The sequence below is a fragment of the Mucilaginibacter segetis genome, assembly GCF_016522075.1.
Classification (GTDB): domain Bacteria; phylum Bacteroidota; class Bacteroidia; order Sphingobacteriales; family Sphingobacteriaceae; genus Mucilaginibacter; species Mucilaginibacter segetis.
In genome coordinates this window covers 237,359-252,047 of the sequence record NZ_JAEHFW010000001.1, presented here as the reverse complement: position 1 = coordinate 252,047, position 14,689 = coordinate 237,359, and the positions used below count along the sequence as shown (strand labels likewise).

General features: G+C 39.5%; 16 protein-coding genes. 8 read left to right on the top strand and 8 right to left on the bottom strand.

Going from position 1 to position 14,689, the window contains the following annotated elements; all coding sequences use genetic code 11:
* Positions 1 to 35: 35 nt before the first annotated feature.
* The 6 genes from I5M19_RS01205 to I5M19_RS01180 form a co-directional block, all read right to left on the bottom strand.
* Positions 36 to 686: a carotenoid biosynthesis protein gene (locus I5M19_RS01205; protein WP_200063221.1), complete on the bottom strand. Its 651-nt coding sequence runs from the start codon at positions 684 to 686 to the stop codon at positions 36 to 38.
* Positions 659 to 1,753 (bottom strand): glycosyltransferase, encoded by a 1,095-nt coding sequence (locus tag I5M19_RS01200; protein WP_200063219.1) that lies wholly within the window; start codon positions 1,751 to 1,753, stop codon positions 659 to 661. The genes I5M19_RS01205 and I5M19_RS01200 overlap by 28 nt, the downstream gene beginning before the upstream one ends.
* Before the next feature lies 1 nt (position 1,754).
* Positions 1,755 to 2,384, bottom strand: coding sequence for a 1-acyl-sn-glycerol-3-phosphate acyltransferase (locus tag I5M19_RS01195; protein ID WP_200063217.1), 630 nt, complete (start codon positions 2,382 to 2,384; stop codon positions 1,755 to 1,757).
* 31 nt (positions 2,385 to 2,415) lie between these two features.
* Complete coding sequence (locus I5M19_RS01190; RefSeq protein WP_200063215.1) at positions 2,416 to 3,039, bottom strand: lysophospholipid acyltransferase family protein; 624 nt, start codon at positions 3,037 to 3,039, stop codon at positions 2,416 to 2,418.
* The gene (locus I5M19_RS01185) at positions 3,036 to 3,854 is read right to left on the bottom strand and encodes an alpha/beta fold hydrolase (protein ID WP_200063213.1); all 819 of its coding nucleotides are present in this window, start codon (positions 3,852 to 3,854) and stop codon (positions 3,036 to 3,038) included. Before I5M19_RS01185 ends, I5M19_RS01190 begins: the two co-directional genes overlap by 4 nt.
* A gap of 62 nt (positions 3,855 to 3,916) precedes the next feature.
* The gene (locus I5M19_RS01180; RefSeq protein WP_200063211.1) at positions 3,917 to 5,143 is read right to left on the bottom strand and encodes a 3-deoxy-D-manno-octulosonic acid transferase; all 1,227 of its coding nucleotides are present in this window, start codon (positions 5,141 to 5,143) and stop codon (positions 3,917 to 3,919) included.
* A 63-nt stretch (positions 5,144 to 5,206) separates the two neighbouring features.
* On the opposite strand from I5M19_RS01180, the gene I5M19_RS01175 reads away from it, so the two are divergent.
* From I5M19_RS01175 to I5M19_RS01150, 6 genes are all read left to right on the top strand, one after another.
* Complete coding sequence (locus I5M19_RS01175; protein WP_200063209.1) at positions 5,207 to 6,520, top strand: UDP-glucose dehydrogenase family protein; 1,314 nt, start codon at positions 5,207 to 5,209, stop codon at positions 6,518 to 6,520.
* 51 nt (positions 6,521 to 6,571) lie between these two features.
* Complete coding sequence (locus tag I5M19_RS01170; RefSeq protein ID WP_200063207.1) at positions 6,572 to 7,597, top strand: YdcF family protein; 1,026 nt, start codon at positions 6,572 to 6,574, stop codon at positions 7,595 to 7,597.
* Positions 7,598 to 7,724: 127 nt separating this feature from the next.
* Positions 7,725 to 8,714: a UDP-glucuronic acid decarboxylase family protein gene (locus I5M19_RS01165; protein WP_200063206.1), complete on the top strand. Its 990-nt coding sequence runs from the start codon at positions 7,725 to 7,727 to the stop codon at positions 8,712 to 8,714.
* A 6-nt stretch (positions 8,715 to 8,720) separates the two neighbouring features.
* Positions 8,721 to 9,749 (top strand): UDP-glucose 4-epimerase GalE, encoded by a 1,029-nt coding sequence (gene galE / locus I5M19_RS01160; protein ID WP_200063203.1) that lies wholly within the window; start codon positions 8,721 to 8,723, stop codon positions 9,747 to 9,749.
* Positions 9,746 to 10,798 carry a dTDP-glucose 4,6-dehydratase gene (gene rfbB, locus I5M19_RS01155; RefSeq protein ID WP_200063201.1) on the top strand — a complete coding sequence of 351 codons (1,053 nt, stop codon included), beginning with the start codon at positions 9,746 to 9,748 and terminating at the stop codon, positions 10,796 to 10,798. The genes galE and rfbB overlap by 4 nt, the downstream gene beginning before the upstream one ends.
* A gap of 1 nt (position 10,799) precedes the next feature.
* Complete coding sequence (locus tag I5M19_RS01150) at positions 10,800 to 11,540, top strand: tyrosine-protein phosphatase (protein WP_200063199.1); 741 nt, start codon at positions 10,800 to 10,802, stop codon at positions 11,538 to 11,540.
* Between the two features lie 8 nt (positions 11,541 to 11,548).
* On the opposite strand, the gene I5M19_RS01145 is transcribed toward I5M19_RS01150, so the two are convergent.
* The gene (locus tag I5M19_RS01145) at positions 11,549 to 12,790 is read right to left on the bottom strand and encodes an ABC transporter permease (RefSeq protein WP_200063197.1); all 1,242 of its coding nucleotides are present in this window, start codon (positions 12,788 to 12,790) and stop codon (positions 11,549 to 11,551) included.
* 143 nt (positions 12,791 to 12,933) lie between these two features.
* On the opposite strand from I5M19_RS01145, the gene I5M19_RS01140 reads away from it, so the two are divergent.
* The gene (locus tag I5M19_RS01140; protein ID WP_200063195.1) at positions 12,934 to 13,665 is read left to right on the top strand and encodes a TlpA family protein disulfide reductase; all 732 of its coding nucleotides are present in this window, start codon (positions 12,934 to 12,936) and stop codon (positions 13,663 to 13,665) included.
* A gap of 46 nt (positions 13,666 to 13,711) precedes the next feature.
* Here I5M19_RS01140 and I5M19_RS01135 read toward each other — a convergent pair whose 3' ends face one another.
* On the bottom strand, positions 13,712 to 14,065 hold the full coding sequence (locus I5M19_RS01135) for a HesB/IscA family protein (protein WP_200063193.1): 354 nt from the start codon (positions 14,063 to 14,065) through the stop codon (positions 13,712 to 13,714).
* Positions 14,066 to 14,155: 90 nt separating this feature from the next.
* Between I5M19_RS01135 and I5M19_RS01130 the strand changes: the two genes are divergently transcribed.
* Positions 14,156 to 14,686, top strand: a complete 531-nt coding sequence (locus I5M19_RS01130; RefSeq protein WP_200063191.1) for a DUF7935 family protein — start codon at positions 14,156 to 14,158, stop codon at positions 14,684 to 14,686.
* Positions 14,687 to 14,689: the final 3 nt, after the last annotated feature.

Sequence of the window (14,689 nt, the reverse complement as noted above, 5' to 3'; positions counted from 1 at the left end):
GCAAATTTACATCAAAAAGCTGAAAGGCAAAAGGTTTACAGTGTAAGGTATAAAAAACCGAAGAATGCAAATTCGGTCAGTAAGAATACGGGTGCCACCCGGTTTTGTTTTTTAAAAGCGAACAGCTCAAAAATAAAAAGCATTACCGCGCTTACTAAAAACCAGCAAAGGTAGTTTAGAGGCGGTATCATGTTATCTGCCCATTGCCAATAGTTTAATTTTACGGCAACAGGTTCTATCAACACGTCGAGCATAACAAGGGCTGCAGCACCACATAAAATACGCAGATATTTGTTATCCAGTCCACTTTTTTGAGCGGCTACACCTGCCGAAAATACCAGCAGAAACCAGTTTATCCCGATGATGATGGGAATATTAAAAAGATCAGGGCCTAATGTTGGGCCATAAACGTAGTTGCCAAATAACCAGTGCTTGTGTACGCCTATCCATTCGGCACCAAAACCAAGGCAAAAGATAATTGCTGCAAAGCCGAAAAATTTACCCTCGATACCTCTGAAGCTTAATACCACCATTAGCAACATGAGCAATATGTGCCAGGGTACCAGTTTTAAAAAAAGCACGTGAGTTGAGGATCTGGAAAGTCCTACTATCCCTACGATGTGAAACAGCAATATAATAACAAAAGCTATGGCTGGTTTTATGATTGAACTTTTCTGCCTTTCCATACGGTGGTTTTTGTGAGTTTTTTTTGTATTGAGGTGAAACCGATAATAAGCAGGCTCACCATTTGTAACGGATGTAAAAGTATATTTTGTATTACACTTTGCCCGGCAGCAAATGATATCATGATGCGGGTAAGTGCTATTAGCCCTGTCATCATTAATATAAAATTCAAATTCAAGGTCATAATTATTACCATGGGGCCGCCAACGAGCAAGGTTAAATAAATTAAAAAGCCGGTAATGTTATAATTAAAAGCTGCTAAAAAATTCTTGCCGAATCCTGCAACCGCTTCGCTGTAACTTTTATACATACGGCAGCTGATCATACCGTTAGCAAGCAGGGCCTCACCATTTAAACGGGCGGCTTTTACCAGTTTCATGATCTCCACATCCTCCACCACTTTAGCCCTGGCCAATTGGTGCCATTGATACTCCCTGTAACAGTTGGCTTCAAACATCATAAATTGCCCGCTGGCTGCAGCAAAGGCAGCATTTTTAGATAAAAATACTAAACGTAATGGCAGCAGGTTCAGTAAAATATAATGCATTAAAGGCACGGTTAGTTTTTCGCCAAAGCTGTGCATTTGCTGATTAGTAAACAAACTGAGCAAACAAAGTTTGTTCAAATACATACGATGCACCGCGCTGTTAATAAGCCCGTTCTTCACGGTTTCATCAGCATCTAAAAACAAATAATAGTTGCCCGTTGCGTGTTGAGCCAGCTGATGACATGCATAATTTTTACCCAACCATCCCCCGGCTAAGGATTTGCCCTTGATTACCTTGAATTGACGGTGATCTGCTGCAAAGGCGGCACAAATTTCATAAGTGTTATCTTCAGAGTTGTCATCTAAAATAATCACCTCATAATTGGTGTAATCCTGCCTGATAATAGAATTTAACAGGCTGAGAATATTGTCGCTCTCATTACGTGCCGGAATAAGTACAGATACCTTATCCTGATAGTTCCGGCTTACCCTACGCAGTTTAGGATTAGATAAAAAATTAAATACCGTTACCGAAAAACGCAGTATCAAAAAGAAAAATGCTATGTAAAGGGCTATGATCAATTTACTTTATTTCGATTTCGGTTTGCAGATCTTTTGATTCGGTATAATGTTGTTGATAGGATCGCTCTAATTCACCGATATTTTCATTCACATAGCTTTTATCCTCATTTTTTAAATAAACGGTTACCGACGGCTTTTTATGTTTAAAATATTGAATAAAGGTTGCAGCGAAAACTAACTGAAATTTACCTTCGGCTTTATTCATTGGCTTAAGTATACCCTTTTCAAAATTAATACGGCTCACAAAGTTTGAGTACAACTTCCCCTGCGGAAACATCAACACCAGGTTTTGCGGATCGTTTAAAAGTTTCGCGGTATAATCAAGGGAGGTGAGCATATCACGCGAGTTTTTGGTTACAGAATAAGCTCCTCCGTACCGTAATATTCCCATATGATAGGCAGTTTCCTGAAGCACCATAACATGAAACTTTTTCTTGAACAGTTTTTGATTAAGGCAAAACAGTATAAGTCCGTCCCAAAAACTAAAGTGGTTGGCTATCAGTAAAACAGATCTGTCAGGATCAACCTGCACATTGTTAAATATAAACTCATGAAATTGCCTGCTTACCAACCATTTTACATAGGTTTTAAATATCCAGACGATTAAAAAATTCCTTTTAGGATACAGCATACCCAGCAATATACAGGTTAATCATTAATATTTAATGGGCCACATGTACCTGATCATTTAACGCCTGCTTATGATAAGCATTTATCTTTTCGGTCAACTCATCAAAGCTAAGTTCACCCGCTACGCCACAGTCAAACAAATGGAAATAAACCGATGGTTTAAGGCTCTCGAAATAGTCGATAAGCGCGCAGTTATAAACGATCTGGCAGGGACCTTTAATATTCTTTATCAGTCGCTCAATGCCCTTTTCTACTTTTATTTCCGTAGTATGGTTTGATATCAATTCTCCCTGTGGAAAAACTACCACCAAATTTTCCGGGTTGTTAAGCAGGCCGGCTGCATACTGCAATGATTTTATCATTTCGCGCGAGCTACGGTTAATGGAGAAGCCACCAAACAGATTCAGCAACATACGTTTTTGCAGGTGATCTTCCTGCATCATGATATATAAATTGCGGTGCAGGTGCCAATAGGCTAAATAATTACCCCATAAACCATCCCACCAGCTAAAATGATTGCACAACAACAATACAGAATGGCCGGGTTTAGGGGTAAAGGGCATTACTTCCAGCCGGTTAAACGCCCGGCGCATGCGGTAGCGCATGTATATGGCAAACCAGTTGCTGAAAAGTTTTACTCTGCGGGCAGGTATCATGCGGGTAAATTTACTAAATACTCATCCAATTGTTTTACTACCAGCCAATGCCCCAGCGGCACTTCATGTACGTCTGCATCATCGAGCATATTTATAAATGGTTCAGCTGCCGTTTTGGGGAATAAATTATCATCCTTTCCAAAAATTAACGTACAATTTATATGGTGCTGATTAATAAGACCGGCTATTTTTACGGCATCCGGCTTTAACAAGCGGATGAGGTTCAGGGTATAATAAACATCCTGGCGTTTTTGGGGAGTATCTATTTCGTTATAAGCTATCTGATGCAGACTGGCATCAATAAACCCTGTTTTTTTCAGATTATTTAACAATGAAGGCGCCAGCCATTTACTCTTAGTTACCTGCCTGAAGAAAAAACGCCCTATTGGCTGATGCAGTAAAAAGTGAAACCCCTTATATGTCGATAGCCCATCGGGTGCCATCAGGATAATATCGTCTATCAGGTCGGCGTATTCTTCTACTAATAACAATGCGATATTGGCGCCTATAGAATAACCCATTACCGAAAAGCGCTGTCGGCCATGCTTTTTAAACCATTCCTCCACGTAGGCTTTTACCATTGTTTTGGGCATGCCTGCTGTGATCTTATTTTCGGCCCAGCCGGATAATTTACTTTCACCGTGGAAAAAGTGATCGAATCCGTAAACATGATATTTTGTTAAAACTGATTTTTCCAGTACATGAAACTGTTTGCCCGTCATGCCATAGCCATGAAAAGCTAACATCGGCTTACTGCCGCTGCCATATTCATGATAATGTGCTTTACCTAAACCGGGAAGATCTAAAAAACCCATAGCAGGCAATATTAAGGAATAGCTGCCTAAAATGTTTTAAGAAGCAGATATAATTATGCTGTTTATAAAGCAGGATGTTTATCTGCAATATATTTAAGAATTACATCCGTTGCTCCAATATGCTCATTAACATACCTTTTGGCAATATGTGCTGTAGCCGTGCAGAATGCTTCATCAGTCATTAATCTACCGGCGATATTCAACAATTCTGCTTCATTGTTAATACTGAATCCGGCATTAAGTTCAACCAGATCGCGGGCTTCTTTAAATTTATTATATTTTGGCCCGAATATTACCGGCATACCAAAAGCTGCCGCCTCCAATGTATTGTGTATACCCGCCCCAAAACCACCGCCTATATAAGCTATTGCAGCAAATTGATAAAGGGATGAAAGCAGGCCGATATTGTCAATGATAAGTACGCGATGTTGTAGAAGGTATTTTTCGGTGAGTTGTGAATATTTTATTGTATCGTTGGTTGGTAAAAGGCTCAACAAACCCTTTATCTTTTCTTCGCTTGTTTCATGCGGCGCAATTATAAATTTCCAGTCGGGATGCTTTTCTATTAACGCGGCCAATAATTTTTCATCCTCCGGCCAGGTGCTGCCGGCTATAAACAGCTTACTTTTTCCAATAAATTCTTCAACAACAGGTATAGCTTTAGGGTTAGCTGCATTGGCCCAAACACGATCAAACCGGGTATCGCCGCTAAGGCTGATGTTGCTTATACCCAGCCCCTGCAATAAATGTTTGGAATCTGCATCCTGTACAAAAAACCAGGTTACCAGCTTCAGCATTTTACGGTTCAGGCCGCCATACCATTTAAAAAAGATCTGCCCCGGCCTGAATATGGATGAAATAACATACAAAGGCACATGCTGATGATGCAGCTCATTAAAATAATGATACCAATATTCGTATTTGGTAAAAACTGCCATTACTGGATTTATGTTTTTAATAAAATCATTTGCGTTACGGGCGGTATCCGCCGGCAAATAATATACCGCATCAGCAAGGGGGGTGTTTTTTCTTACCTCGTATCCCGACGGAGAAAAAAAAGTGATCACAATTTTTTGTGCCGGATAAAGTGCTTTTACTTTTTCAAGAACCGGCCTACCCTGCTCAAATTCGCCCAATGATGCAAAATGGAACCATATACTTGATTCATAATATATTATAGTTTGTTTTTGCCTTCCCCGTACCCACAACTTCGCTTTATTATTAAAAAAGGAAACCATAAACACAAGCACGCGGTATAAAACAATTCCAATATTATATAATAACAGCATTTTAAAATTGTAATTATTATCTTCGTCGGGGTAAAAGTAATAACATTAATAACAAAAACATTTATGAAGATAGCTGTAGTTGGAACAGGATACGTAGGGTTAGTAACCGGAACTTGTTTAGCTGAAACCGGAAATCAGGTTACTTGTGTTGACATTAACGAAAACAAAGTAAAAATGATGCAGGAAGGCAAATTACCTATATACGAGCCTGGCCTTGAACTACTCTTCCATCGTAATATTGATCAAAAAAGACTATTATTTACAAATGTACTGGCTGATGCTATTACTGATGCCCAGATCATTTTCTTAGCACTACCAACCCCTCCGGGAGGTGATGGTTCAGCAGATCTGAGTTATGTATTGGGTGCTGCAAAGGATATAGCCAAAATAATTACTGATTATAAAGTTATCGTAACAAAATCGACCGTGCCGGTAGGTACCGCTGATAAGTTTACTGCTGTGATAAAAGAAAACACCACCGTAGAGTGCGCCGTAGTATCAAATCCTGAGTTTTTACGTGAAGGTGTGGCTGTTGAAGACTTTATGAAACCCGACAGGGTGGTTGTGGGCACTACGGATGAAAGAGCACGCAAGTTAATGGGCGAACTTTATGCGCCTTATGTAAGGCAGGGTAACCCGGTTATTTTTATGGATGAGCGCTCATCAGAGCTTACAAAATATGCCGCTAACTCTTTTCTGGCTACAAAAATCTCTTTTATGAACGAGGTGGCAAACTTATGTGAGCTGGTGGGGGCTGATGTTGATATGGTACGCCGTGGCATAGGCGCTGATAACCGCATCGGTAATCGTTTCCTGTTTTCGGGTATTGGTTATGGTGGCAGTTGCTTCCCGAAAGATGTTCAGGCGCTGGCCAAATCAGCTGAGGAAAACAAGTATGATTTCAAGATCTTAAACTCTGTAATGGAGGTTAATGAAATACAGAAAAAAGTACTGGTTCAAAAACTTAAAAAATACTATAACGGTGATCTGAAAGGCAAAAAATTCGGCATGTGGGGTCTGGCCTTTAAACCGGAAACCGATGATATACGCGAAGCACCTGCTTTATATATTATTGATGAGTTACTTAAAGAAGGAGCAACCGTAAGTGTTTTTGACCCGGAAGGTATGCAGAATGTAAAAGCCTTACTTGGTGATAAAATAACTTATGGCCAAAACGCTTACGATGTAGTGACCGATGCTGATGCTCTACTGATAGTTACAGAGTGGTCGGTGTTCAGGACTCCTGATTTTGAACGACTAAGTGGTGCACTTAAAAGTAAGGTAATATTTGATGGCCGCAATCTGTACGATCTGCAAAAAATGATCGATCTGGGCTTTTATTATAACAGCATAGGCAGAAAGATCATTAGCAATTAATGTAATCAGAATAACTTTTATTATTTGTGCTTAACCTGACTTTTATTAAAGATGATCGTAATATTAGGCAACACAAATGATGATAAGGGCTTACTGTCACTTATTGCTAAAAGCCGTTGCGATACAGCCATAGCTTTATGGAATATTGATAAAACCAGAGAGATTGTAACCACCGGAACATTTGGCGGGCATTTTAATTCTACATTAACCAAACATTCGGAGCATTTAAAAAAATACCTGAATGATAATGGCATTCCCGTAAAAAACACGCGTATTTCGGTTAATTCGTCCAATACGTTTCAGGATATAGCAGGCTTAAGAGATATTATAAGACAGCACCGCCCAGCATTAATTGATATAATTACTTCCGACTTCCATTACGGGCGGGTAAAATTTTACTGTGACCTTATTTTATTTGATAAGGAAGAGATATTCCCCTACTTAAAAGAGTTTAATATAATTAGTACTACAGCGCCGGTAAGCGCAGCAGAAAAAAAGGCTTTAGTTGACCATGAAAAATCAAGGATGGCAGAGATCATGGATTTTCCGACGGAGGCTTACACCAACGCATCAGCAGAGCAAAAACATTATGACACGGTTTCAATTGCCATGATCACCGGGCAGTTTACTGCATTTGCTTTGGGGTTTAAATTTATAAGGGAAACTTTTAGTCAGTCTGCTGTACATCAATGGCATTCGGTGCCCTTTTTTCAAAAAATTTTCAACCTTAACCTTTTCTATGATAAAACGATCTTCGACAAGTTGTTTTATATAGTTCCGCTGATTTTATTGCTGACTTTATTTTGGGAGTTATACAAAAGAGCCGCAGCTACAGCACGATCGGCCAGACGTACACTCAGAAATATTGAACGCTGTTATTCACAATTCGGATTTTCGCTTTACTATTCGTCAGGACATTTAAAAGACAGGTTCTTTACTTTTAAAAGAATGCTGGAATGCGTGTATGTGCTAATGTGCATAATGCTAATAAGCGAGGCTGGCCTTGTGCTGTCTGCTATATCATTTATTATGTACATGCTGTTTATGTTTAAAAAAGTTGACAAACATAAACTTTAGTATTACGTATAATAAAACAACATGATAAACAATATCTGTAAACGTATACGGTACTTATCTCATAAAAAAACGCCCTTTAATCAAAATCCATTATCTTTAGCCAAAATATAGCAACACTTTAATAAATATGGCCCGAAAACGTATTTTAATCACCGGAGCAGCAGGTTTTTTAGGTTCACACCTGTGCGATCGTTTTATTGCCGAAGATTTCCATGTAATAGCCATGGATAACCTGATCACGGGTGATCTGAGAAATATAGAACACTTATTTAAACTGGAAAACTTTGAGTTTTACCACCACGATGTTTCTAAATATGTTTATATACCGGGCGAATTACATTATATTTTACATTTCGCATCTCCGGCCAGCCCTATAGATTATTTAAAGATCCCGATTCAAACATTGAAGGTAGGCTCATTAGGTACCCATAATCTGCTTGGGCTTGCACGCCATAAAAATGCACGCATGCTTATTGCATCAACTTCAGAGATCTATGGCGATCCGTCAGTGAATCCACAGCCCGAAGAATACTGGGGCAATGTAAATACTGTTGGCCCCCGAGGGGTATATGACGAAGCTAAACGCTTTCAGGAATCCATAACCATGGCCTACCATACTTTTCATGGTTTAGAAACCCGTATAGTACGTATATTTAATACTTATGGCCCACGCATGCGTCTTAACGATGGACGCGTATTACCCGCATTTATAGGTCAGGCTATCAGGGGTGAAGATCTGACCGTTTTTGGCGATGGTTCACAAACACGGTCTTTTTGTTATGTTGATGACCTTATTGAAGGTATTTACCGTTTATTATTCAGCGACTATGCTTACCCGGTAAATATTGGTAACCCGAGCGAAATAACTATTAAAGAGTTTGGCGAAGAGATAATTAAATTAACCGGAACCTCACAAAAAATGGTTTATAAAGACCTGCCTGTTGATGATCCTAAGCAAAGAAGACCGGATATTACAAAAGCAAGGGAAATACTAAACTGGGAACCTAAGGTTTCGCGTGCGGAAGGTTTAAAAATAACGTACGAGTACTTTAAATCGTTACCAAAAGATGTTATTGAAAAAGTTGAACATAAAGATTTTGCATCTTTTAATAAATAATAGCCAATGAGCAAAATTTTAGTAACCGGCGGCATGGGATATATTGGTTCACATACCGTAGTAGAGCTATTAAACGCAGGTTATGAAGTTATCATTATTGATAATTTATCTAATTCATCATCAGAAGTATTAAACCGGATAGAAAAAATAACAGGGAAACGCCCGGCTTTCTTCGAAACCGAAATGTGTAATTATGATGAGTTAGAGAACATATTTGCTACCAACCCGGGTATAGACGCAGTAATACATTTTGCGGCATTTTTGCAGGTTAATGAATCAGTTCAGCAGCCTTTAATGTATTTCGAGAATAACCTTTATTCGCAGATTAACTTGTTAAAATGCATGCGAAAATATGAGATAAAACCCATCGTATTTTCTTCCTCATGCACAGTATATGGCAATCCTGAAAATTTGCCTGTAACCGAAAAAACACCTACGCAAAAAGCCGCTTCGCCATATGGCAACACTAAACAAATGGGGGAGGAAATTTTAGAACATACGGCTGCGGCAGGGCACATTAATGCTATTTCTTTACGTTATTTTAACCCTGTTGGTGCACATAAAAGCGCGCTGATTGGCGAGGTGCAGCACGGTGTGCCACATCACCTTATTCCGTATATTACTGAAACAGCCTTCGGAAAAAGGGAATTTCTTAATATTTTCGGGAGCGATTATCCAACACCTGATGGTACCTGCGTACGCGATTATATTCATGTATGCGATGTGGCACGTGCACATATAAAAGCTGTAGAAAAGCTGCTTACACAAAACGATGCACAAGGCTGGTATCAGGTTTATAATATTGGTACCGGCGAAGGATACTCCGTGCTTAATATAGTAGATGCTTTTACAAAAGCTACCGGAATTAAAATTGATTATAAACTTGCTCCGCGCAGAGAAGGAGACGTGGCTGCTGTATATGCAGACACAAAAAAAGCTAATGAAGAACTAAATTGGAGAACCGAGTGTTCACTCACAGAAATGATGCAGTCTGCATGGAACTGGGAACTATCCGTTAAAGAAAATCCTTTATGAAAAAAATAATAATTACAGGTGGGGCCGGCTTTATCGGGTCTCACGTAGTGCGCCGCTTTGTTAAAAATTATCCTGATTATCATATCATCAACCTTGATAAACTAACTTACGCCGGCAATCTGGCTAATTTAAAAGACATTGAAAACTACCCCAATTATCAGTTTATAAAAGGCGATATTGTTGATCAGCCTTATATTACTAATCTGTTTGAGGTTGAACAGCCCGATGCCATTATTCATTTGGCTGCAGAATCACATGTCGACAGGTCTATCTCCAATCCGGTTGAATTTGTAATGACCAATGTAGTAGGCACGGTAAATTTGCTGAACGCCGCCCGCAATTTGTGGAAAGGTAATTATAATGAAAAAAGATTTTATCATGTATCAACCGATGAGGTATACGGTACTTTAGGCGATACAGATATGTTTACCGAAAAAACAGCTTATGACCCTCATTCGCCGTACTCTGCATCAAAAGCCGGGTCTGATCATTTTGTAAGGGCCTATCATGACACCTATGGTTTAGACACCGTAATATCTAATTGTTCCAATAATTACGGCTCGTTCCACTTTCCGGAAAAACTGATACCGCTGGCCATCCATAATATTAAACAAAATAAGCCGGTACCTGTATATGGTAAAGGCGAAAACATACGCGACTGGCTTTGGGTGGAAGACCACGCAAGAGCTATCGATGTAATTTTCCATAAAGCAGCGCCCGGCTCTACCTACAATATTGGCGGACATAACGAATGGAAAAACATAGACCTGATAAAGTTACTTTGTAGTATATTAGATAAAAAACTGGGCCGGGCAGAAGGTGAATCTGCAAAGCTGATAACTTACGTAACTGATCGTGCCGGTCATGATCTGCGATACGCCATTGATGCCACTAAACTGAAAAATGAATTAGGATGGGAACCTTCTATCACATTTGAAGAAGGCCTTGAAAAAACAGTTGACTGGTATCTGGAAAACCAGGATTGGCTTAACGACGTAACTTCCGGCCATTATCAGGAATATTACAGCGAGCAGTATAATAACCGTTAAAATGTTTGGACTATTTAAGAAAAAAGAAGTAAAAAAAATAATAACCCTGAACTATGAACCCATAGGTACAGATATGCACTCGCATGTTCTGCCCGGAATAGATGACGGGGCCCAAACGCCCGAAGACTCCATTGTACTCATAAAAAAAATGATGGAACTGGGAATCAGCAAAATTATAGCAACTCCGCACGTTATGGTAGATTATTATCGTAACGACAAGGAGAGTATAGGCAATGCTCTTGCTCTCCTTAAACAGGAATTAAAAAACCAAAACATAGCCATTACCGTTGAGGCGGCCGCCGAACATTATTTTGATGAAACCTTTGAGACCCGTATTGAAGAGCGGAGCCTGATGACCATGGGCGACAATTTTGTACTGTTTGAGCTCTCCTTTGTTAATCAGCCGCCCAATGTAATACCTATGGTACAAAAAATGCGTGAAGCAGGATACAAACCTATTTTAGCGCATCCGGAACGATATGGTTATATGGATGTTGATAAATTACGGATGATACGAGGCTGGGGATGCAATTTACAATTAAACACGATTTCGTTAACGGGATATTATGGTAAGCAAACCAAAAAACTGGCCGAAGAGTTAGTTGATGCGGGTTTAATAGATTTCATCTCCAGTGATATGCACCACCCGCGCCATGCGGCTGCCTTTGAAGATGCTTTAGCCCTGCCACATCTGGAAAAATTACTTTCAGATAATTATCCGCTTAAAAACAAATCGCTTTAACGTATTTATTATTCGTATCGTAAGGCTTCCACCGGATCAAGTCTGGAAGCTTTCTTTGCCGGATAAAATCCCGATCCTAACCCGATAAGTGTGCACAAAGCTACAGCTGCGGAAAGCCAAAACCAAGGCACTACAAAAGTGCCGCTTATTTGTACGGCTATTAAATTACCAACAGCCATACCCAATATTATCCCGGCAACACCACCTATAAGACAAATAACAATAGCTTCAATTAAAAATTGCTTACGTATTACAGCAGGCGTTGCTCCTATAGATTTCCGCAAACCAATTTCGCGCGTACGCTCCGTTACCGAAACCAGCATAATATTCATTAAGCCGATCGCAGCTCCTATTAGCGTAATAATACCTATAGCAAAACCCGCTACGGTTATTCCTGCCAGCTGACCTGACAGCTCCTGCTGAATGGAATCGCTGCGGGATATCTCAAAATTGTCCTGCTGACCAAAGCGCAGGCCGCGTATATTCCTGAAAAGCGATGTAGCTTCGCCAATACTGGCGTCCAGCACCTGCGGGTTACTCACCATTATAGTGGTTGCAAACGATGGGGTTGATGAAGATACCATTTGCCTTGCCTTTTGTACAGGTATAACACAAAACCTGTCACCCCCGCCAAATCCGGAATTTCCCTTTGCGGCAAACACGCCAATAATTCTAAACTTATACCCGCCAAGCAGCATGGATTTATTTATAGGATCTTCATTTTTAAATAGTTTGGTTTTTATTTCATCACCTATAATAACCACATTTGAGCCATGTTCCACCTCGGATAATGAAAAATTACGTCCATAGGCCAGTTTATGGCCGGTGGTTAAAAGATAGTTCTCATCCGAGCCGGTAACGTATATATTGGGATTGGTTTTTATACTTCCGTTTTTTGCTACTGCTGTACCGGTAACACTTAATTCAATACGCACTAACGCTGGTAATTTATATAACTTTTTAAAGCGCTCAGCTTCTGCATAACTTATTGACGGATAAATTTTACGGTGACCGCCCCTGCCGAAACTTATACCCGAACCACGATTTTGAATAGTAAATGAATTAGCGCCCAGGCCTGCAAAAGCATCATTAGTATATTGCCGTATCCCCTCAATAGCAGTTAATATCCCTACAAGAGCCATTATACCAATGGCAATAATTAATGCGGTAAGCGAAGTTCGCAATCTGTTACCTGCAATAGACTGCAGCGCGATAGAGATATTTTCTTTGTAGGTAGTTTTTACCGGCATGCTATAAATATAAAAAAACTTGTTACTATGACTATACTATATGATAGTTTGTTACATATTGTGGATTATAAATTTTAAAGCTTATTGCAAAAATACCGCATAACTGCTATCTTCATTTTTAATAACGTTATCAATTCACCTCCATGAAAAAATATTTGCTGGGCTTATTTATCCTGGTTTATTGTACCTGTAGTTACGCTCAGATTAAAAGAGTGAGCGGCCAGATAACGCGTCGTTTTGTTTTAAATGAACAAACCATTGTGAAGGATACAAGCGGAGCGAGGCTGAGTTATAAAGACTGGCAAAGCTTGGTTGCTACAGGGAAATATTCACTAAAGCGTGAAAATCCGGCCGATAGTACAACTTATATTCTTTATACACTTACACCCGAACAAAAAGAAAGGTTAATGACCAAAATGCCGCCACCTAACGAAAGCGGCTTTTTCACCAATGGCGAAAAAATAGAATCGTTTCGTGCTTACGATATGAATAGTAAAAGAGTTGAACTAAAGGATATGCTGGGTAAAGTTATCGTCCTCAATTTCTGGTTCATAAATTGCCCTCCGTGCCGGCGCGAAATTCCTGAATTAAACAAATTAGTTGATGAATATGCTAATAATCCCAATGTAGTTTTTGTAGCGGTAGGCTTAGATAGCCGTTCAGAAATCAGAGAATTTATTAGAAATATTCCATACAATTACCGGCAGGTTGCCAATGGACGGGAGTACGCCGCCATATACGGATTACACCTGTATCCTACTAATGTGGTAATAGATAAAACCGGCATTGTGCGTTTTAATGCATCCGGCTTTGCTATGAATACACCGTTCTGGATCAAAAAAACAATTGACGAATGTATTGCGGACAAACAATAAAAAAGGCCCCTGAACGGAGCCTTTCGATATTAATTATTTAATTAATTTAAACTGAGAAAGAGGTACCACAACCGCAAGTGCTGGCAGCGTTAGGGTTATTAAAAGTAAACCCGCGTGCGTTAAGGCCATCCTGAAAATCTATCTGCATACCTGCAAGATATAAACCATGAGCCTTATGCATAAAAACCTTAACTCCATCTATGATGTACTCCTGGTCGCCGTCTTTTTTTTGATCAAAACCCAAAACATAACTCATGCCTGAACATCCACCACCTTCAACACCAATACGCAAACCAAAATCGTCACCTATCTCCTGCTGGTCTTTTAATTTAAAAATTTCTTTTACGGCCCCCGGAGTAAATGTTACAGGAGCAGCCGAAGTTTCAACTATAGCACTCATCTTATTTTTATTTAACTATACAAATATAAGCTAAAATGTGGAGTTTTGTTGTTTCCGGTTTATTTATGACCTCTGCCTAACATTAAATTTATGATACTTTACAACTATCTTTTCGATATAATAAAAATCACCATTGCCGGTATAGGCATTGTGTACATCGCGTTTTATTTAGCTAAACCCTACCTTGATAAGAATCAGACCCTGCAATTGCTGGAGTTAAAAAAAGCAACTTCAACCCAAACCCTTCCTCTGCGCCTTCAGGCCTATGAAAGATTGGTTCTATTTATTGAAAGGGTAAATCCGTCTAACTTATTATTGCGCCTTAATGGCAATACATTAAGTGCTGCCGAACTGCATGGCTTAATAATTACAGAGATTCGTACTGAATTTCAGCACAATGTAACCCAGCAAATTTATGTTAGCGACCGTGCCTGGGTAACCGTTAAACGTATAAAAAACGACACCCTTGCCGTGGTTAACAGCGCTGTGAATACCTTACCTGCAGATGCTAACGGACTGGATCTGGGGAAGGTTATCCTGAACCATTTAAGTAAGCTTGAAGATGATCCGTATGAAATGGCAACAGCTACGATAAAAAAAGATCTGGAAGAATTATTTTAAGGG